This is a genomic window from Sphingomonas sp. DC5200-1 (assembly GCF_049897245.1).
Classification (GTDB): Bacteria; Pseudomonadota; Alphaproteobacteria; order Sphingomonadales; family Sphingomonadaceae; genus Sphingomonas; species Sphingomonas aquatilis.
On the sequence record NZ_JAFCVW010000003.1, the window covers coordinates 32,157 to 50,812 of the forward strand.

Annotated in this window: 16 protein-coding genes and 1 tRNA gene; 10 read left to right on the forward strand and 7 right to left on the reverse strand. The window is 66.6% G+C overall.

The window, feature by feature from the left end; all coding sequences use genetic code 11:
- Window positions 1-5: 5 nt before the first annotated feature.
- Window positions 6-1,784 carry an aminodeoxychorismate synthase component I gene (pabB, locus tag ACP7A3_RS06355; RefSeq protein ID WP_426256470.1) on the reverse strand — a complete coding sequence of 593 codons (1,779 nt, stop codon included), beginning with the start codon at window positions 1,782-1,784 and terminating at the stop codon, window positions 6-8.
- A gap of 80 nt (window positions 1,785-1,864) precedes the next feature.
- Here pabB and ACP7A3_RS06360 point away from each other — a divergent pair, with 80 nt between their 5' ends.
- Complete coding sequence (locus ACP7A3_RS06360; RefSeq protein WP_017977277.1) at window positions 1,865-2,527, forward strand: MBL fold metallo-hydrolase; 663 nt, start codon at window positions 1,865-1,867, stop codon at window positions 2,525-2,527.
- A 4-nt stretch (window positions 2,528-2,531) separates the two neighbouring features.
- On the opposite strand, the gene ACP7A3_RS06365 is transcribed toward ACP7A3_RS06360, so the two are convergent.
- The 3 genes from ACP7A3_RS06365 to ACP7A3_RS06375 form a co-directional block, all read right to left on the reverse strand.
- Window positions 2,532-3,359 carry a hypothetical protein gene (locus ACP7A3_RS06365; RefSeq protein ID WP_426256471.1) on the reverse strand — a complete coding sequence of 276 codons (828 nt, stop codon included), beginning with the start codon at window positions 3,357-3,359 and terminating at the stop codon, window positions 2,532-2,534.
- A 272-nt stretch (window positions 3,360-3,631) separates the two neighbouring features.
- Window positions 3,632-4,075 carry a GNAT family N-acetyltransferase gene (locus ACP7A3_RS06370; RefSeq protein WP_426256472.1) on the reverse strand — a complete coding sequence of 148 codons (444 nt, stop codon included), beginning with the start codon at window positions 4,073-4,075 and terminating at the stop codon, window positions 3,632-3,634.
- Between the two features lie 399 nt (window positions 4,076-4,474).
- Window positions 4,475-4,915 carry an MAPEG family protein gene (locus ACP7A3_RS06375; protein ID WP_294216576.1) on the reverse strand — a complete coding sequence of 147 codons (441 nt, stop codon included), beginning with the start codon at window positions 4,913-4,915 and terminating at the stop codon, window positions 4,475-4,477.
- 202 nt (window positions 4,916-5,117) lie between these two features.
- Between ACP7A3_RS06375 and rpmF the strand changes: the two genes are divergently transcribed.
- The 5 genes from rpmF (at window position 5,118) to ACP7A3_RS06400 (ending at window position 8,137) form a co-directional block, all read left to right on the forward strand.
- Window positions 5,118-5,297 (forward strand): 50S ribosomal protein L32, encoded by a 180-nt coding sequence (gene rpmF, locus ACP7A3_RS06380; RefSeq protein WP_017977281.1) that lies wholly within the window; start codon window positions 5,118-5,120, stop codon window positions 5,295-5,297.
- Between the two features lie 33 nt (window positions 5,298-5,330).
- Window positions 5,331-6,368, forward strand: coding sequence for a phosphate acyltransferase PlsX (gene plsX / locus ACP7A3_RS06385; RefSeq protein ID WP_017977282.1), 1,038 nt, complete (start codon window positions 5,331-5,333; stop codon window positions 6,366-6,368).
- The gene (locus ACP7A3_RS06390; RefSeq protein WP_426256473.1) at window positions 6,365-7,333 is read left to right on the forward strand and encodes a beta-ketoacyl-ACP synthase III; all 969 of its coding nucleotides are present in this window, start codon (window positions 6,365-6,367) and stop codon (window positions 7,331-7,333) included. Before plsX ends, ACP7A3_RS06390 begins: the two co-directional genes overlap by 4 nt.
- A gap of 130 nt (window positions 7,334-7,463) precedes the next feature.
- Complete coding sequence (locus tag ACP7A3_RS06395; protein WP_331360932.1) at window positions 7,464-7,763, forward strand: integration host factor subunit alpha; 300 nt, start codon at window positions 7,464-7,466, stop codon at window positions 7,761-7,763.
- Window positions 7,764-7,768: 5 nt separating this feature from the next.
- Window positions 7,769-8,137 carry a MerR family transcriptional regulator gene (locus tag ACP7A3_RS06400; RefSeq protein WP_426256474.1) on the forward strand — a complete coding sequence of 123 codons (369 nt, stop codon included), beginning with the start codon at window positions 7,769-7,771 and terminating at the stop codon, window positions 8,135-8,137.
- Here ACP7A3_RS06400 and ACP7A3_RS06405 read toward each other — a convergent pair.
- Window positions 8,124-8,780 (reverse strand): TetR/AcrR family transcriptional regulator, encoded by a 657-nt coding sequence (locus ACP7A3_RS06405; protein WP_426256475.1) that lies wholly within the window; start codon window positions 8,778-8,780, stop codon window positions 8,124-8,126. The two genes, ACP7A3_RS06400 and ACP7A3_RS06405, sit on opposite strands and share 14 nt — an antisense overlap.
- A 116-nt stretch (window positions 8,781-8,896) precedes the next feature.
- Between ACP7A3_RS06405 and ACP7A3_RS06410 the strand changes: the two genes are divergently transcribed.
- Together ACP7A3_RS06410 and ACP7A3_RS06415 are read left to right on the forward strand one after the other, a co-directional pair.
- Window positions 8,897-11,266 carry a TonB-dependent receptor gene (locus tag ACP7A3_RS06410; RefSeq protein WP_426256476.1) on the forward strand — a complete coding sequence of 790 codons (2,370 nt, stop codon included), beginning with the start codon at window positions 8,897-8,899 and terminating at the stop codon, window positions 11,264-11,266.
- Window positions 11,267-11,421: 155 nt separating this feature from the next.
- Window positions 11,422-12,681 (forward strand): spinster family MFS transporter, encoded by a 1,260-nt coding sequence (locus ACP7A3_RS06415; protein ID WP_426256477.1) that lies wholly within the window; start codon window positions 11,422-11,424, stop codon window positions 12,679-12,681.
- A 325-nt stretch (window positions 12,682-13,006) separates the two neighbouring features.
- Here the strand turns inward: ACP7A3_RS06415 and ACP7A3_RS06420 are convergent, their stop codons facing one another.
- Window positions 13,007-14,533, reverse strand: a complete 1,527-nt coding sequence (locus ACP7A3_RS06420; RefSeq protein WP_426256478.1) for a peptide chain release factor 3 — start codon at window positions 14,531-14,533, stop codon at window positions 13,007-13,009.
- 380 nt (window positions 14,534-14,913) lie between these two features.
- On the opposite strand from ACP7A3_RS06420, the gene ACP7A3_RS06425 reads away from it, so the two are divergent.
- Window positions 14,914-14,985 (forward strand) — tRNA-OTHER (locus tag ACP7A3_RS06425).
- A gap of 45 nt (window positions 14,986-15,030) precedes the next feature.
- On the opposite strand, the gene ACP7A3_RS06430 is transcribed toward ACP7A3_RS06425, so the two are convergent.
- Window positions 15,031-17,439 carry a ligase-associated DNA damage response DEXH box helicase gene (locus ACP7A3_RS06430; RefSeq protein ID WP_426256479.1) on the reverse strand — a complete coding sequence of 803 codons (2,409 nt, stop codon included), beginning with the start codon at window positions 17,437-17,439 and terminating at the stop codon, window positions 15,031-15,033.
- A 196-nt stretch (window positions 17,440-17,635) separates the two neighbouring features.
- On the opposite strand from ACP7A3_RS06430, the gene ACP7A3_RS06435 reads away from it, so the two are divergent.
- The gene (locus ACP7A3_RS06435; RefSeq protein ID WP_426256480.1) at window positions 17,636-18,634 is read left to right on the forward strand and encodes a ligase-associated DNA damage response exonuclease; all 999 of its coding nucleotides are present in this window, start codon (window positions 17,636-17,638) and stop codon (window positions 18,632-18,634) included.
- The last annotated feature ends 22 nt before the right edge of the window (window positions 18,635-18,656 follow it).

Sequence of the window (18,656 nt, forward strand, 5' to 3'; positions counted from 1 at the left end):
CGCGCCTATAGACGCAAGGCCTCGCTTTTCGCAATCGCAACAACCGCCGGCATCAGCCCGCGCAGCGCGTTTCCGACGAAAAATTGCCCGCCGAGGTCCTCTGGCGACACATTCGCCTCCACCGCCCGCCCCGAATCGATCAATCCTGACCGCAGCACGCCGGGCAGCAGGCCGAGCGCCAGTGGCGGCGTGCGCAGCGGTCCGTCGCCGTCGCCGACGAACAGCGAGGTGAAGCTCCCCTCGGTCAGCAGCCCGTCCGGCCGCACGAACACCACCTCGTCCGTCCCCGCCGCCACCCGCGCCGCGTCGTAGAAGCCGCGATCGCTCGTCTTGTGCCGCAGCCGGAAATCGCTCGGGTCGACCGGCAGCGCCACCACCGCCACCCGCAGCGGCGCCGCGAAGGGCGCGGGCATCGCCGCCACCTCGATCGCGGTCGCGCCGCTCTGCGCCAGCAGCAGCCGTACCCGCGCGGGGCCGCGCAATCGAAAGGTCGCCGCCTGCAGATCGTTGCGCGTGCCGTGCCGGTCGAAGCGGAAGCCCAGCGCCCTGGCGCTCGCGGTCAGCCGGGCGAGATGCGCCTCCAGCAGCGGCAACCCCTCGTCGGGATCGAACGCCATCGTCTCGATCAGGTCGAGCGGCGCCTGTCCGCGCGTCACGAACGCGCCCTTGGCGAGGCACTCCGCATATTCCTCGTCGACCCGGCTGTCGGCGACCACGCCCGATCCCAGCCCCAGCGTCGCCATATCGGCCCCCGCCGGCACCGCCAACGTACGGATCGCCACGTTGAACGCCGCATCGCCGTGCGGATCGATCCGCCCGATCGCGCCGGTATAGATGCCGCGTGCTTCGGGCTCGACCGCGGCGATCACCTCCATGCTGCGCTGTTTTGGCGCGCCGGTGATCGACCCGCACGGGAACAACGCCGTCAGCACGTCCACCGCATCCGCCCCATCCGCCAGCGTCGCGGTGACGGTCGACGTCATCTGATGCACCGTCGGATAGCGCTCCACCCGGAACAGTTCGGGCACCGCGACGCTGCCCGCCTGCGCCACGCGCGACAGGTCGTTGCGCATCAGGTCGACGATCATCAGATTTTCGGCGCGCTGCTTGGGATCGCCGGCAAGCGCATCCGCCAGCGCCGCATCTTCGGCCGGCGTCTCCCCCCGCACCGCCGTCCCCTTCATCGGCCGGCAGGTGAGCGCATCGCCCTCCAGCGTGAAGAACAATTCGGGCGACAGCGACAGCAGATGGCGCTCGCCGGTCGCCACCAGAGCTCCATGGCCTGCCGCCGCCTCGCGCCGCAGCCGCGCGTACAGCGCCGCCGGATCGCCCGCGATCGCCACGTCGGTGCGGATCGTCAGGTTCGCCTGATAGATATCGCCCGCCCGGATCAGCGCCGTCACCGCGGCAAAGGCGGCATCATAGGCCTCGCGGTCGCCCCGCGGCTGCGGCGCGCTCGCCCAGGCCCCGGCCGGATCGGGCAGCCATTCCGCGACGTCGCCCGCGCTCAGCGCACGATACCCCTCGAACAGCCCGAACCACAGCAACGGCCCGTCGCCCTCGCGCACCGGCACCGTGCGCAACGCCAGCGCCGCTCCCGCTTCATAGGTCAGATAGCCCGCCGCATGCAGGCCCCGCCGCCGCGCGCCACGCAGCCGTGCCAGCGCCGGCAGCACCGCCTCGCGCGTCGCGGCGACGACGACCTCGACCGGATCGGTATAGAGCCGCGCACCTGCCCCCCCGTCCCGGGCATCATCCAGCAATACGAAGGGCGCAGCGATCATCCCGGTCCAAATGCACAGGCGATGCCGCCGGGTGCAAGCGACGATTGCCGCCCCAGCCCCACGCGCCTATCTCTTTGGGCATGACCGATACGCCCCCCTTACGCGCCGCGATCATTCAGGTGACGCCCTTCCAGCAGAATTGCACGCTGATCTGGTGCACCCAGACGATGAAGGCGGCGATCGTCGATCCGGGCGGCGACCTGCCGCGCATCAAGGCCGCGGTCGCGCAGGCGGGCGTCACGGTCGAAAAGATCCTGCTTACCCACGGCCATATCGACCACGCCGGCGAGGCCAAGCCGCTCGCCGACGAGCTGAACGTGCCGATCGAAGGCCCGCACGAGGCCGACCGCTTCTGGCTTGCCCGCCTCGACGATGACGGCAAGAATTACGGCATGGCCGGCGTGACCTTCGAACCCGACCGCTGGCTGGTCGAAGGCGACACGGTCAGCGTCGGCAACTTGCAGCTGGACGTCTACGAAACCCCCGGCCACACCCAGGGCCATGTGATCTTCCACCACGCGCCCTCGAAATTCGCGCAAGTGGGCGACGTCTTGTTCCAGGGTTCGGTCGGCCGTAGCGACATGCCCGGCGGCAACCACAAGCAATTGATCGAAACCATCGTCACCAAGCTCTGGCCCCTGGGCGACGACACCACCTTCATTCCCGGCCACGGCAACCCGAGTACGTTCGCCCACGAACGCGCCAACAACATGTTCGTCAGCGACCGGGCACTGGCGGCGTAGGCGTTCAACGGCGAGCCGGCTCCCGGATGACGCTGAATTGCGTAACCAACTGAACGCGGAAGGTCGCAACGCCTTTGACTGCCGCCCCGGCGGGGTCGCGTGCCGGTGTGAACAACGTCTTGTTCAGCACCGGGCCGCATGCGGTCTTAACGACGGTTGACGCCGTCCTATCTGTGACCGCCCGGCAGTCCGTAATCGATCCGTCGGGCGATACGGCCACGCGGAATGTTGCGTCGATGTCGGCTTTTCCGGATGTTGCGGCGAGCGTGACGAGATCGCGGTTCGGAATCCATTCGTCCCGGCTTTTGACGGCGATCGGGGGCCGGCCGCCCGGAGCGAATTGCGCAGCGTCTGCCCCCCAGGCGATCAGCTGATCCGCGCTGCAGGCACGAAGGGCCGCAATGGCCTTGGCGGCGTTCGGAATGGATACCGTCCCTGCCACCTTCGACCCGATCGTCAGCGCTATCGTATCTGCGCCTGCCATATCGTCGAGCACAGCCGGCTCTACACCCTCCATGCGCGCCACGGTCCGTCCGTCCGGCAAGACCGACGCGCGGGTAAGGCCCGCCAGCGACGCCTGCGAGGGCGCGAATAGCAGCGAACCAGGCCCAAGCGGTGCCGCACCCTGCCGCTCGCCATTCAGGATGAAGACCCGATAGCTATCGCTGCCCGGTATGGTGTCTACGATCAAAGACGCCGCCGCCGGGTCGCCGCTTCGCTCCAACTGGCAATGGGCCGGATTGATCTTTACGGCCCAGCGGGGGACAGGCTGCGTTTGGGGCGCGCCCGTCTGTAAGGTGAGAAACGCGCCCACCAACACTGTTACCATCATTCCACAGTCCTCCCCGAACTTCGTCGAGAATGGCATAGCGATCTCGCGACCGGCAAGCCGAACGAAGCCGGACGAACCGACGGAGTTTCAGACTGATATCACCCCTCCACCGGCAACAGCTTCCCCGTCTCCGATCAGACGTTTCGGGAAAGCGCAATCGGGAACGGATTTCGGGAATGCAGACCCTGCAGGTCTCCGTCAGCGCGATGGGCGTAGTCTGCTTCCCATTGGAGATTCGTTTTCGGGAACGCAGCAAGAGTGTCGATTAGTCTCTAAATCAGGCTGATGGCATAGGCTTGGAATTCCGTATCGCGGGTCCAGCCTGCTTTTTCATACACTGATTGTGCAACAACATTAGCCACAGCAGTCGAAAGCGACAGCCGCGACGCTCCGACCGCTCGGCCATATTCGCAAGCTGCATTCAGCAGCGCTCGACCTGCCCCGGTGCGGCGAGCAGCGGGGGACACAAATAGATCATTAAGAATGAACGTCCGCGCCATTCTCACCGACGAGAATGATGGGAATAGCTGAGTGAAGCCAACTGCTTGATCTACATCGCAAGCAACGAAGACTACCGATTGTTGGTGCTCAAAACGATCTTGTAGAAATGCTCGTGCGCCATCAGGATCGGAAGCTTGTTTATAGAACTGTCGGTAGGCGTCGAACAACGGAACCAATGCATCTAGATCATTGATAGTAGCCTGACGAACGATCAAAGACGCTGCCTCCTTCAACAACCTCATCGTCACCCTATGTCCCGAGCGCGTGGGCCATGCCAATCTTTAATCTGAGATACCTCAAGCACCAGCATTCACAGAACACCATCGTTTTCAGGAAAGCAGGCGCCGCGCCTTGCGCGCTCAGGTCCAATCATCCCGCCATGAGGCGAACCGCAGCCTCCTGACCGCCAACGCTCTTGCGAACGGCGCCGCCTCGCAAGCGTCACGCCGGCGCTGTCCTACACGCCCCGGCTCGTATATACCCACGCCATGCGCAATCCCCGCCCGCTCGCCACCCGGACCTCCGGGCGGGCTGCGGGGGTGCGTTCCGGACGATTACGTACCGTCCACTTCGTCCACTTCCGCGGCCCCGAATCGCCCCGGAGCCTCCGCGAATCAGACGGTCGGCGCACCGTCGACCGGCACGACCTCCATCACCGGCGCGGCTTCGTAGGTGTAGGCGATCGTCATGCCCCACAGCGCGAGGCCGACCAGGATCACCCAGGTCAGCAGTGCGCCGCCCGCCCGCCAGGGGTTGGGGGCGGGGCGGTCCATGCCGAGGGCGTGGGCGATGCGGCCCGCGACGAACAGGCCGCCGGTGATCGCCAGCCAGCGCGGCGATCCGCCCGCCGCCTCGATCAACGCCATCAGGATCAGCACGAACGGCGTATATTCGACGAAATTGGCCTGGGCGCGGGTGCGGGCGAGCAGCCGCTCGTCGCCGCCGTCGCCGATCAGCACCTTGCCCTTCAGCCGCAGCTGCACGATTCGCATCGCCAGCACGACATTGCCGATTCCGGCGGCGGCGGCGACGGTGAGCGTGACGGGCAGCAGCATCGGCGTAAGTCTCCTCGGGCGGGCCGCGCCGTGATGCCTTGCGCCCGCCAAGCTTGCAACAGCGCGGAAATTCGCTATAGGCCCGCGCTTCGCGATGCGTCCGGTTCTCGGTGGCGTCCGGCGGTCGGCGCCTTGCCGATGGCTGGATCGTGCCGTACGGGGCATCTGATTTCGTACGTCGATTTTAGAACAAGGTGCCGAAATGGCCGTCCCCAAGCGAAAGACCTCTCCCTCGAAGCGCGGCATGCGCCGTGGCCACGACTCGCTCAGCGTCGCGGCGTTCCAGGAGTGCCCGAACTGCGGCGAACTGAAGCGTCCGCACAACCTGTGCACCGCCTGCGGCCATTATAACGGTCGCGAGATCGTCTCGGTCGAGGGCTAACGCCCTCTTTACCCACTGGATACACGCGCAACCATGCCCGACACTTCCTGGATCGCCGTCGATGCGATGGGCGGCGACGAGGGGCTGGCGGTCATGCTGGCTGGCGTCGCCGCGGCACGCCGCCGGTTCGAGGGCATGCGCTTCTTCCTGGTGGGTGACGAGGCGAAGGTGGCCGAGGGGCTGAAGGCCCATCCCAACCTCGCCCATGCCAGCGAGATCGTCCACGCTCCCGAAACCGTGGGGTCGAGCGACAAGCCGAGCCAGGCGATCCGCCGGTCCAAGACCACGTCGATGGGCATCGCCATCGATCTGGTGAAACAGGGTCGCGCCGGCGCCGCCGTGTCGTCGGGCAACACCGGCGCGCTGATGGCCATGGCGAAGCTCGCGCTGCGCACGCTGCCGGGCATCGATCGCCCAGCGCTTGCCGCGCCGCTGCCGACGCTGGGCGACAATGACGTCGTGATGCTCGATCTCGGTGCGAATACCGAGGTGGATGCGCGCAATCTCGTCCAGTTCGCGGTGATGGGTGCGGCCTATGCGCGCACCATCCTCGATCTCGACAGCCCCCGCGTCGCGCTGCTCAACATCGGCAGCGAGGACCAGAAGGGCACCGACGAGATTCGCGACGCCGCCGCCGTGCTGCGCGGCCAGACGCACCTGCCGCTGACCTTCACCGGTTTCGTCGAGGGCAACCAGCTTGCCCGCGGCAACCACGACGTCATCGTCTGCGACGGTTTCGCCGGCAATATCGCGCTCAAGACCGCCGAAGGGACGGCGCGCTTCGTCGCCGATCTGCTCAAGCGCGCGTTCCGCAGCTCGGTCCGCTCGAAGGTCGGCTTCCTGATCTCGCGTCCGGCGACCGAGCTGCTGCGCGACCATCTCGATCCAAATAATCACAATGGCGCGGTCTTCCTCGGGCTCAACGGCATCGTCGTGAAGAGCCACGGCAGCGCCAACGAACGCGGCGTCGCCACCGCGATCGGCAATGCCGCCAAGATGGTGCGCGCCGACCTCACGCGCCGCATCGCCGACGACCTCGGCAATTTCGAGAAAAAGGCAGTCCACGCATGATCCGCTCGGTCGTTCTCGGTACGGGTTCGGCCCTTCCGGAACAGCGTGTGTCGAACGCCGATCTGGCGGAGCGACTCGACACCAGCGACGAATGGATCGTCGAGCGGACCGGCATCCGCTTTCGCCACATCGCCGGCCCGCACGAAACGACCTCGACACTCGCCGCAGCAGCCTGCCGCGCCGCGCTCGACGCGGCGGGGATCACCGCGCAGGACATCGACCTGATCGTCCTCGCCACCGCGACCCCCGACCAGACCTTCCCGGCGACCGCGACCAAGGTGCAGGCGATGCTCGGCATCGACGATTGCGTCGCCTTCGACATCGCGGCGGTCTGCTCGGGCTTCCTCTATGCGGTGCAGGTCGCCGATTCGATGCTGCGCACCGGCGTTCATCGTCGCGCGCTGGTGATCGGTGCCGAAACGTTCAGCCGCATCCTCGATTGGGAAGACCGCACCACGGCGGTGCTGTTCGGCGACGGCGCCGGCGCGATCGTACTGGAAGGGCAGGAGAGCGAGGCCGAGGGCGGTCGCGGCATCCTCGCCACGCGCCTGCACGCCGATGGGCGCCACAACGAATTGCTCTATGTCGATGGCGGTCCGTCGACCACGGGCACCGTCGGCAAGCTACGCATGAAGGGCCGCGAGGTGTTCCGCCATGCCGTCGTCAATCTGGCGTCGGTGTTGCAGGAATCGCTGGATATCGCCGGCCTGACGCCGTCGGCGGTCGACTGGGTCGTGCCGCATCAGGCCAATGCCCGCATTCTCGAGGCGACCAGCCGCAAGCTCGGCCTGCCGGCGGAGAAGGTCGTCGTGACCGTCGATCGCCACGCCAACACCTCCGCCGCGTCGGTGCCGCTGGCGCTGGATACGGCGACGCGCGATGGCCGCATCCAACCGGGCCAGATTGTGGTATTGGAGGCCATGGGCGGCGGCTTCACGTGGGGGGCCGCGGTCCTGCGGATGTAATCCGCCATTTTGAGTAGTTTTTCGTGCAAGCGTTTCCACGCCGTGTAACAAAGTCACTTTCGGACATGTCTGTGCTGGTGTAGCTCCCTCCAAGGGGCTGTTTTGACAGAGTGGAGTGGGAAACGTGTTGATGACACCGGTGGGCACGTTGACGCGAGCGGATCTGGCCGAAGCCCTGCATCGCCAGGTGGGACTGGCGCGATCGGACTCGGCGCGCTTGGTGGAACAGATTCTCGGCGAGATGTGCGAGGCGCTGTCGCGCGGCGAGAACGTCAAGATTTCGGGGTTCGGCACCTTCGTGCTGCGTGACAAGGGCGAACGGATCGGCCGTAATCCTAAGACGGGGGTCGAGGTGCCGATTGCACCGCGGCGGGTCCTCACCTTCCGCGCCAGCCAGATGATGCGCGACCGCATCGTCGCGGCCAGCTGACCCGGATGGTCTCCCGCACCGACAAGGCGCGTGGAGCGTTTCGAACGATCGGCGAGGTTTCGGCGGAAACCGGCCTCGCCCACCATATCCTGCGCTATTGGGAAACGCGTTTTCCCCAGCTCAGGCCCGTCACGCGCGCGGGCAACCGGCGCTATTACCGGCCGGAGGATGTCGCGCTGGTCCGCCGCATCGATACGCTGCTCAACCGGCAGGGCTATACGATCCGCGGCGTCCAGCAACTCCTCGCCGATGCGGATCGCGCGCCGCCGCCAGCGCCCGCCGACGAACAGGCGGACCTGACCGCCATGCTGCTCGCGATCCGCAACCGGATCGCCGATGCGTTACGGCAGGACGAATCGATCAAGCCTCGGTGATGGTTTGGCTTTTGGGGAACAGGCCATCGCGCAGCAGCGATGCGGCCTGGTCGGCCACCGCAGCAATGTCGCGATCCTCGCTCCACACGCCGTACCGCAAGCCTAAAAACACGTTCATTCCCATGATCGCCCAGGCGTGAACATCATCCACATCCCCCCGCACCTCCCCCCGCTCCGCCGCGGCGCGTAGCCGCGCTTCGATTCGCTCCGCTGTGGAGGCGTAGTGGGCGCGGAAACTATCCGAATCGACGAATTCGGCCTCGTCGATGATGCGATAGATTTCCTTGTGGTCGCGGACGAAGCCGATGAATTCGGCAAGGCCTGCCCGTTCCGCCGCCAGTCCATCCGGCGCCGCCCGAACCGCGGGGGCAACATGATCGCGGACCTGCGCCGACATGTCGGTGACGAGCGCACGGAACACCGCGTCCTTCGAATCGAAATAGGTGTAGAAGCTGCCGAGTGCGATGCCGGCGCGACGCGTGATGCCGCTGACCGACGCATCGTGAAACCCGCGCTCGCCAAACTCCACCGCCGCCGCATCGAGCAGCGCGCGCAGCGTCCGTCGTCCCCGCGCCGTCCGCGGTGTCTTGGCGGTGGTGGGTGAGTCGGCGGTGTCGGCTGCGTCTGCCGCTGCTTCGGTCATAATCGTTCCTCCCCCAAAGACCGAAGTTGAAACCCGGTTCAGGTTTCAGTATAGCGGGTGCAAGAGGGCGTACAAGCCGGGTCAACCGGGCAGGCGCCGATCAGGAGGGGAAAGCTATGAATCGGCGTGCATCCACGATCCTCAAGCTCGGCGCGAGCGCCGCGGCGCTGCTGGCGACGCCCGCGATAGCGCAGACGGCCCCGGCCGACGCCCCGCAGAGCGCGGCAGCGGAGACGGCGCCCGATACCAGTGCGACGCCGCCCCAGGATAATGGGGACATCGTCGTCACCGCGCGCCGCCGGTCCGAAACGCTGCAAAGCGTACCGATCGCCGTCACCGCGTTCAGCGCGGACAAGCTCGATAAGATTGGCGCGGTCGATCTGACCGACATTCAGAACGTCACCCCCAACACCACGCTGAAAACCGCCCGTGGCTCCAACTCGACGCTTGCGGCCTTCATTCGCGGTGTCGGCCAGCAGGATCCGGTGCCGGGGTTCGAGGCGGGCATCGGCATCTATCTGGATGACGTCTATCTCAACCGGCCGCAGGCGGCGGTGCTCGACATCTATGACGTCGACCGGATCGAGGTGCTGCGCGGGCCGCAGGGCACGCTCTATGGCCGCAACACGATCGGCGGCGCGGTGAAATATGTCACCAAGCGGCTGCCGAACGAGACCGAGCTGCGCGTGAAGGCCAATTACGGGTCGTACGATCAGGCCGATGGCATCGTTGCGCTGTCGACGCCGATTGGCGACATGTTCAAGGTCGGCGTGGCCGGTGCGCGGCTGAGCCGGGGTGGCTTCGGACGCAACACCAACCTGAATATCGACAATTACAACAAGGACATCTGGGCGGGTCGCGGTACGATCGAATTCGAGAGCCCGGATACGCGGCTGTTCGTGCGGATCACCGGCGATTACACGCACGACCTGAGCAATCCGCGCAACGGCCACCGCCTGATCCCGGGCCTGCTGTCGGGCGCGCCGGTGCTGGCGAACGTGTTCGACACGCGCGCCGGGCTGAACTTCCCCAAGCAGGACATCCAGGCGGGTGGCCTGTCGATGACCGCGAATGCGCAGCTGACCGATCACCTGACGCTGCGCAGCATCAGCGCGTGGCGCAAGGACACGAGCTTCACGCCGATCGACTTCGATTCGCTGCCCGCGACCGACGTCGACGTGCCCGCGGTCTATCGCAACGAGCAGACCAGCCAGGAATTCCAGCTGCTCTATGCGTCCGAAAAGCTCAACGGTCTGGTCGGCTATTATTACCTCGGCGCGAAGGCGGCGACGGGGTTCGGCGTGCTGCTGTCGACGACGCTGCCGGGGTTCGACGCCTATACCGCGGGCGACGTGCGGACCGAGACGTCGTCGATCTATGGCGACTTCACCTATGATTTCACGCCGCAGTTCAGCCTGTCGGTCGGCGGCCGCTATACGTGGGACCAGCGCAACGCCTTCGTCTTCAAGGCGAATTATATCGGCCTGACCAGCGAGTTCGGCGGCACGCCGACCCCGTTCGGCGCTCCGGCGACGAATTTCCGTGGGGTCGCCAATTTCAAGCGCTTCACGCCGCGCGTGTCGCTGAGCTTCAAGCCGGCGACCGATCACCTGCTCTATGCCTCCTATTCGGAAGGCTTCAAGGGCGGCGGTTTCGATCCGCGCGGGTCGGGCACGTCGGCACCCGCCGCTGTGCCGGGCCGTCCGACCTATCAGGAAATCTACAACTACCTGTTGTTCAAGCCGGAAACGGTGACCAGCTATGAAGCGGGGTACAAGGGCGCGGCGTTCGACCGGCGGCTGACCTGGGCGCTGGCGGGCTTCTACGCCGATTACACCGACGTGCAGATCCCGGGTTCGGTCGGATGCCTGCAAAACGGGGTGCAGAGCTTCTGCGGGATTACCACCAACGCGGCCAAGGCGCGGATCAAGGGCATCGAGCTGGAAAGCACCGCGGTGCTGGCGCGCGATTTCGCCGGGATCGGATCGTCGGTCGCGCTCAACGGGGCGGTGGGGTATATCCATGCCCGCTACCGCACCTTCATCGGCCCGACCGGGGTCGATGTCGCCAATGTCCGCGTGTTCCAGAACACGCCCGACTGGACGGCGAGCGGCACGCTGACCGGCAATGTGCCGCTGGGCGATGGCCTCGTTACCGCCAATTCGACCGTGTCGTATCGCAGCCTGACGCACCAGTTCGAGACGGCGAGCCCGTTCCTCGACCAGCCGGGCTATACGTTGCTGGATGCGGGCCTGACCTATGCGTTCGGCGAGGGGCGGCGGTACACGATCGGCGTGTACGGCAAGAACCTGACCGACGTGCGCTACAAGACCAGCGGGTATCAGTATATCGCCAGCACCATCGCCGGCGTGCCGATCCGGAATGCGGCGGGTGGCTATACGCCGACGCTGGGCAAGGAGGGCGTTGCGACGGCCTTCTACGGCAATCCGCGGCAGGTGTTCGTCAGCGTCGGGGCGAAGTTCTAAGGTTTGCAATGTCCCTTCGTCACCCCGGACTTGTTCCGGGGTCCACCGGGCCGCATGGGGACGGCAAGAGGCTCCGGCCTCCCCCCTCGCCGCAGAGTGGACCCCGGAACGAGTCCGGGGTGACGGGTGGGCGGGGCTAGCGCGCGGGAATACCTATGCATGCCATGACACCCACCCCCCGCTACCGTGCGCTCGTGCTGGCGATGCTGCTGGTCGTCTACACGTTCAACTTCCTCGACCGGCAGATCCTCGGCATCCTGGCGGCGCCGATCAAGGCAGACCTGAAGCTGACCGACACGCAGCTGGGGCTGCTGGGCGGGGCGGCGTTCGCGTTGCTCTATTCGACGCTCGCCATCCCGCTGGCGCTGGTCGCCGACCGGACGAGCCGCAGCTGGGTGATTACGATCAGCCTGGCAGTGTGGAGCGGCTTTACCGCGCTGTGCGGGTTCGCGACCGGTTTCTGGCAGTTCTTCGCGTTCCGCCTGGGCGTCGGCGTGGGGGAGGCGGGGGGCGTTGCGCCGTCCTATGCGATGATTTCGGACTACTTCCCGCCGCATCAGCGCGGGCGGGCGCTGTCGATCTATTCGCTGGGCATCCCGATCGGGCTGGCCGCGGGGGCGCTGCTGGGCGGGATATTGGCGGCGCATGTCGATTGGCGCTGGGCGTTCATCGTCGTCGGGCTGGCGGGCGTCGTCATCGCGCCGATCTTCCGCCTGGTGGTGCGCGAGCCGGCGCGCGGGGCGTTCGATCCGGTCGAGGCGACCGAGCGCACGTCGGTGTGGACGGTGTTCGGCATCCTGGCCGCCAAGCCGAGTTTCTGGCTGCTGAGCTTTGCCGCGGCGTTCAGTTCGCTGTGCGGCTATGGCCTCGCCTTCTGGGTGCCGTCCGTCCTGATCCGGTCATTCGGGTTCAGCCTGCTGACCGCGTCGCAATATATCGGGTCGCTGCTGCTGATCGGCGGCACGATCGGCGTGTTCGCGGGCGGATGGCTGGCCGATCGGATGGGCGGGCGCGATCGCGGCGTCTATGCCAAGCTGCCCGCGGTGGCTTGGGCGATCACCGTACCGCTCTATGCCGCGGGGCTGATGAGCGGATCGCCGGCGCTGTCCTGGTTCCTGTTCCTGATTCCCAATGGGCTCAACATCCTGTGGCTGGGGCCGGTGACGACCGCGGTCCAGCATCTGGTGCCGCCGCCGATGCGCGCGACCGCCTCGGCCAGCTTCCTGCTGATCAACAATCTGATCGGGCTGGGGCTGGGGTCGACGATCATGGGGCGCGTGTCGGATGCGATGACCGCGGCCTATGGGGCGGACGCACTGCGCTATGCGACGGTCTATGCGCTGGGGTTTTATGTCGTCGCGGCGGGGTTGATGCTGTGTGCGGTGAAGCCGCTGCGGCGTGACTGGGTAGGGTGAGAAAGAGCCATGTCCGTCATTTTCGCGAAGGCGGGAATCTATAACCGCTTCCGTCTGAGGAGTCATCGCCAGCGTTAGCGCGTCTGGATTCCCGCCTTCGCGGGAATGACGGGGTGGGGGTGTGGCACCCTTGCTCGCTGTAGGACAGCCCCTGTCAAATCGTCGTGTGATGTGAAGATGTTGAACGCACCGGCGTCCAACACCCCTTTCGTCATCCCGGCGGAGGCCGGGATCCATGGACAGCGCGCCATGGCCGTTGGCGCGCCGCCGTTGCCGCCCCGCCTCCATGGATCCCGGCGTTCGCCGGGATGACGGAGAGGGGAGGTTAGCGTTCGCGGGTCGCGGCGAATTTCACCTTGTTGTAGCGGTCGGCGATGTAGCCGACTTCCCAGGCGCTTTTGGCGAGGAAGACGGGGTTGCCGTCGCGGTCCTTGGCCATCGCCGAGCGGTTGAGGTCGGTGAAGGCCTTGAGGTCGGCGGGGTCCTGCGCGGAGACCCAGCGCGCGGTTTCGAAGGGGGCGGGTTCGAGGCCCGCGGCGACCTTATATTCCACCTCCAGGCGGCTGAGCAGCACTTCGAGCTGGAGCTGGCCGACGACGCCGATGATCCAGTTGCTGCCGATTTCGGGGTAGAAGACCTGCGTCACGCCCTCTTCGGCCATGTCGTCGAGCGCTTTACGCAGCTGCTTGGTCTTGGTCGGGTCCTTCAGCTGGACGCGGCGCAGGATTTCGGGCGCGAAATTGGGCAGGCCGGTGAAGCGGACGTCGGCGCGCTCCGACAAGGTATCGCCCACGCGCAGCGTGCCGTGGTTAGGGATGCCGATGATGTCGCCGGGGAAGGCCTCGTCGGCGACTTCGCGATTCTGCGCGAAGAACAGGATCGGCGAATGGACCGCGATCGGCTTGCCGTGCCCGGTGGGGGTGAGCTTCATGCCGCGTTTGAACGTGCCCGAACACAGCCGCATGAAGGCGATGCGGTCGCGGTGGTTGGGGTCCATGTTCGCCTGCACCTTGAATACGAAGCCGGTGACTTCGTCGTTGTCCGGTGCGACGGGCGCGGGTTCGGCAGGCTGCGCGCGCGGCGGCGGGGCATGCTCGGCGAGCGCGCCGATCAGTTCGGCGACGCCGAAGTCCTTGAGCGCGGAGCCGAAATAGACCGGCGTCAGGTCGCCGTTGCGATAGGCCTCGCCATCGAACTCCGCATAGCCGGCCTGGGCGAGTTCGATCTCCTCGGCCCAGCGGTCGGACAGCGTGGGGTCGGTTTCGGTCTTGCCGAGAAAGGCGCGGCTGTCGCCTTCGGGGCGGCTGATCGTGTTGGTGGTGAGGTCGAGCACGCCCTCGAACTCGCCGCCCATGCCGACCGGCCAGCTCATCGGTGCGACGTCCAATGCCAGCATGTCGGCGATCTCGTCGAGCAGTTCGAAGACCGGACGGCCTTCGCGATCGACCTTGTTGACGAAGGTGATGATCGGGACGGACCGCAGGCGGCAGACCTCGAACAATTTGCGCGTCTGCGGCTCGATGCCCTTGGCGGCGTCGATGACCATGACCGCGGAATCGACCGCGGTGAGGGTGCGATAGGTGTCTTCGCTGAAGTCCTCGTGGCCCGGCGTGTCGAGCAGGTTGAAGGTGATGCCGTCACGCTCGAATGTCATCACCGACGAGGTGACGGAGATGCCGCGCTGCTGCTCGATCTTCATCCAGTCGGAACGGGCGCGGCGGTTTTGCCCGCGCGCCTTCACTTCGCCGGCCAAGTGGATGGCGCCGCCGAAATAGAGCAGTTTTTCGGTGAGCGTCGTCTTGCCCGCGTCGGGGTGGGAGATGATCGCGAAGGTGCGGCGGGGGGAGGTCACAGGCAGTCTCGGGCGGCTGCGCGGGCCGATTCGGCACCGCGGAAGTGGACGAAGTGGACGGTACGTAAGTGTCGAAAACGCCCTCCGCGACGGGCCCGCCGGGTGAGGGGCGGGGTGCGGCGGGCATGGGTCATGCGGGCCCTTTGCCAGATTTGTGGCGTGTAGGACAGAGGGGGGTGTGCACCGTCGTCATTCCCGCGAAGGCGGAAATCCATAACCTCTGACGTATCGATGGAGCCGATGGGCTTGCCAGTCTGGATTCCCGCCTTCGCGGGAATGACGGAGAGGGGTTTTGCGGCTGCTTGGCAAGACGTGGGCGGACGTGGAATGTCCGCTTCTGGGCATTAGCAGACGTCCAAAAATTGCGGTATTCGGTCCGTGCCAGCGTAGCTCAATCGGATGGAGCACCGGTCACAACCGGAGGTTGCGGGTTCAAATCCTCGCCGCTGGCGATGTCCGCTTCTGGGCGGAGAGACATTCCCGATATCCCCGCCCCCCTAATCGATCCGCATAGCTTCCGCCGCCAGCGCTTCCGCCTCGATCAGCAGCGCGTCGTCGGCGGAGCCGGTCGAGACCTTTTCGCGGCCGATCAGGGTGAGGACGGGGACGGCGAGCGGGGTGATGCGGTCGAGGTCGACGTGGAGCATCGTGTCGGCGGCGCGGTCGAGCAGATGGGCCAAGCGGCCGACGTCGGTCATGCGGGCGCGGGCGTCGTCCCAGGCGGCTTGCAGGAGCAGGTGCGTGGGTTCGTATTTACGCAGCACGTCGTAGATGAGGTCCGTCGAGAACGTCACCTGGCGGCCGGTCTTGCGCTTGCCGGGGTGCTGGCGTTCGACGAGGCCGCCGATGACCGCGACCTCGCGGAAGGCGCGTTTGAGCAGGTGGCTCTGCTGCACCCAGTCGACGAATTCATGTTCGAGGATGTCGGGGCTGAACAAAGCGGCGGGGTCGGTGATCTTTTCGAGGCCGTAGCAGGCGAGCGCATAGTCGTTGGCGACGAAGCCCAAGGGCTTCAGCCCCTCCGCCTCCATGCGGCGGGTGACGAGCATGCCCAAGGACTGGTGCGCATTCCAGCCTTCGAAGCTGTAGGCGACCATGTAATGGCGCCCTTCGCGCGGGAAGGTTTCGACCAGCAGCTGGCCGGGGCGGGGGAGGGCGGAGCGTTTCGCCTGGAATTCCAGCCAGTCGCGCACGTCGGGCGGGAAGCGATGCCATTGCTCCGGTTCGGCGAGGAAGTGGCGGACGCGGGTGGCGAGGTTGGTCGACAGCGGCATGCGGCTGCCGCCGTAGGTGGGGATGCGCGCAGGCTTGCTGGAGGCGCGGACGATGAGGTCTTCGGTGTCGATGCTCTGCACTTCGCAGGACAGGCCGGCAAAGAAGAAGGTGTCGCCGGGGCTGAGCTGCGCGGCGAAGCCTTCCTCGACCTTGCCGAGGTGGCGGCCGTTCTTGAAGCGGACGTTGAGCATCGTCGCCTCGACGATGATGCCGGCGTTGAGGCGGTGCTGCGTCACGAATTTGGGGTGGCTGACGCGCCAGAGGCCATCGGGGTCCTGCGTCAGGCGCTTGAACCGGTCGTAGGCCTTCAGGCTGTAGCCGCCGTCGCTGATGAAGTGGAGCACGCGGTCGAAGGTTTCGTCGTCGAGCGCCGAATAGGGAAGGGCGGAGCGGATTTCGTCGAGCAGCGCGGCCTGATCGAACGGTGCGGCGCAGGCGAGCGCCATGACGTGCTGGGCGAGCACGTCGAGCGCGCCGGGGCGGAAGATGTCGGGGTCGAGCTCGCCCGCCTCTACGGCGTCGAGCGCGGCGCGCGCTTCCAGATATTCGAAGCGGTTGCCGGGGACGAGGATGCCCTGCGACGCTTCGTCGAGGCGGTGGTTGGAACGGCCGAGGCGCTGCAGCAGGCGGCTGGAGCCCTTGGGCGCGCCCATCTGGATGACGCAATCGACATTGCCCCAGTCGACGCCGAGGTCGAGGCTGGCGGTGGCGACCAATGCGCGCAGCCGGCCCGATGCCATCGCACCTTCGACCTTGCGGCGCGCTTCGAGTGCGAGGCTGCCGTGGTGGACGCCGATCGGCAGGCTGTCGGTGTTCACCTTCCACAGATCCTGGAAGATCAGTTCGGCGAGGCTGCGGGTGTTGCAGAAGATGATCGAGGTCTCATGCGCCTCGATCTCCGCCATCACCTGTTGCGCGGCGTAGCGGCCCGAATGGCCGGACCAGGGCACGCGGTCTTCGGGGAGCAGGATGGTGATGTCGGGATCGGCGCCGGCTTCACCCTGGACCAGCGCGACCTCACCGATGTCGCCGTCGGGGGCGAGCCAGGCGCGATAGCCGTCCGGGTCGGCGATTGTGGCGGAGAGCGCGACGCGGCGTAAAGCAGGGCTGATCCTTTGCAGGCGCGCCATGCAGAGCGAGAGGAGGTCGCCGCGCTTGCCGGTGGCGAAGGCGTGGACTTCGTCGACGACGATCGTCTTCAGGCCGGCGAACATCGTGACGCTGTCGGGGTAGCTCAAAAGCAGCGACAGTGATTCGGGGGTGGTGAGCAGGATCTGCGGCGGCCTCACCCGCTGGCGCGCCTTGCGGTCGCTGGGCGTGTCGCCGGTGCGGGTCTCGACGCGGATGTCGACGCCCATTTCGTCGAGGGGGGTGACGAGGTTGCGCTGGATGTCGACCGCGAGCGCCTTCAGCGGCGAGACGTAGAGGGTGTGGAGGCCTTCCGTCGGCTGCTCGATCAGCTCGGCGAGCGTGGGGAGGAAGCCGGCGAGCGTCTTGCCCGCGCCGGTGGTGGCGACGAGCAACGCGTGGCGGCCGGCGCGGGCCTCGCGCAGCATGTCGAGCTGGTGGCGGCGGGGGTGCCAGCCGCGGGAGGCGAACCAGTCGGTCAGCGGCTGGGGGAGGTCCATCATGGTGTATGTAGGGTGGCGTCGGGCCGCTTCCATCCTTTCGTCACCCCGGACTTGTTCCGGGGTCCACTCCGCGGCGAGGGGGATGGCTAGAGCCTCTTGCCTTCCCCCCCGTGGCCTGGTGGACCCCGGAACGAGTCCGGGGTGACGAAGAGGGGTTGGACGGGACACCGCGACCCATCTGGCGCGTAGTAGCGGGATGGCACGATTGGGCGACTGGCTGGAACCGCACCCGCACGGGATCTACGTGAAGCCCGCCGATGCGTGGATCGATCCGTCGGAGCCCGTGGCCAAGGCGCTGGTGACGCATGGCCATGCCGATCACGCGCGCGGCGGGCATGCCGCGGTGTGGGCGACGCCGGAGACGCTGGCGATCATGGATGCGCGCTATGGGCCGCAGGCGGGGCATGCGATCGCCTATGGCGAGAGCATCCGGATGGGCGAGGTCGAGGTCGGCTATGTTCCCGCGGGCCATGTGCTGGGGTCGGCGCAGATCGTGCTCGATTATCGCGGCGAACGGGTGGTCGTGTCGGGCGACTATAAGCGCCGGCCCGATCCGACCTGCGCGGCGTTCGAGCCGGTCCGGTGCGACGTGTTCGTCACCGAGGCGACGTTTGCGCTGCCGGTGTTCCGCCATCCCGATACCGGTGACGAGATCGACAAGCTGATCGACCGCCTGCACGCCAACCCCGATCGCTGCGTGCTGGTCGGGGCCTATGCTTTGGGCAAGGCGCAGCGGGTAATCGCCGAGTTGCGCGAGCGTGGGCACGAAGCGCCGATCTACATCCATGGCGCGTTGCAGCGCTTGTGCGACCTGTATGCCGAACATGGCGTGCGGCTGGGCGAGCTGTTGCCGGTCGCCGACGCAAAGAAGGCGGACATGGCGGGGCATGTCGTGATGTGCCCGCCCGGTGCGCTCAACGACCGCTGGTCGCGGCGGCTGCCCGATCCGATCACCGCGATGGCGAGCGGCTGGATGCGGGTGCGCCAGCGCGCCCGGCAGAAGAATGTCGAGCTGCCGCTGATCCTGTCCGACCATGCCGATTGGGACGAGCTGACGACCACGCTGACCGAAATCGCCCCGCGCGAAGTGTGGGTGACGCATGGCCGCGAGGAGGCGCTGGTCCATTGGTGCGAGCAACGCCAGATGAAGGCGCGTGCGCTGGCGCTGGTCGGGTTCGAGGATGAGGACGATTGATCCACTTGCGATCTACATGCAT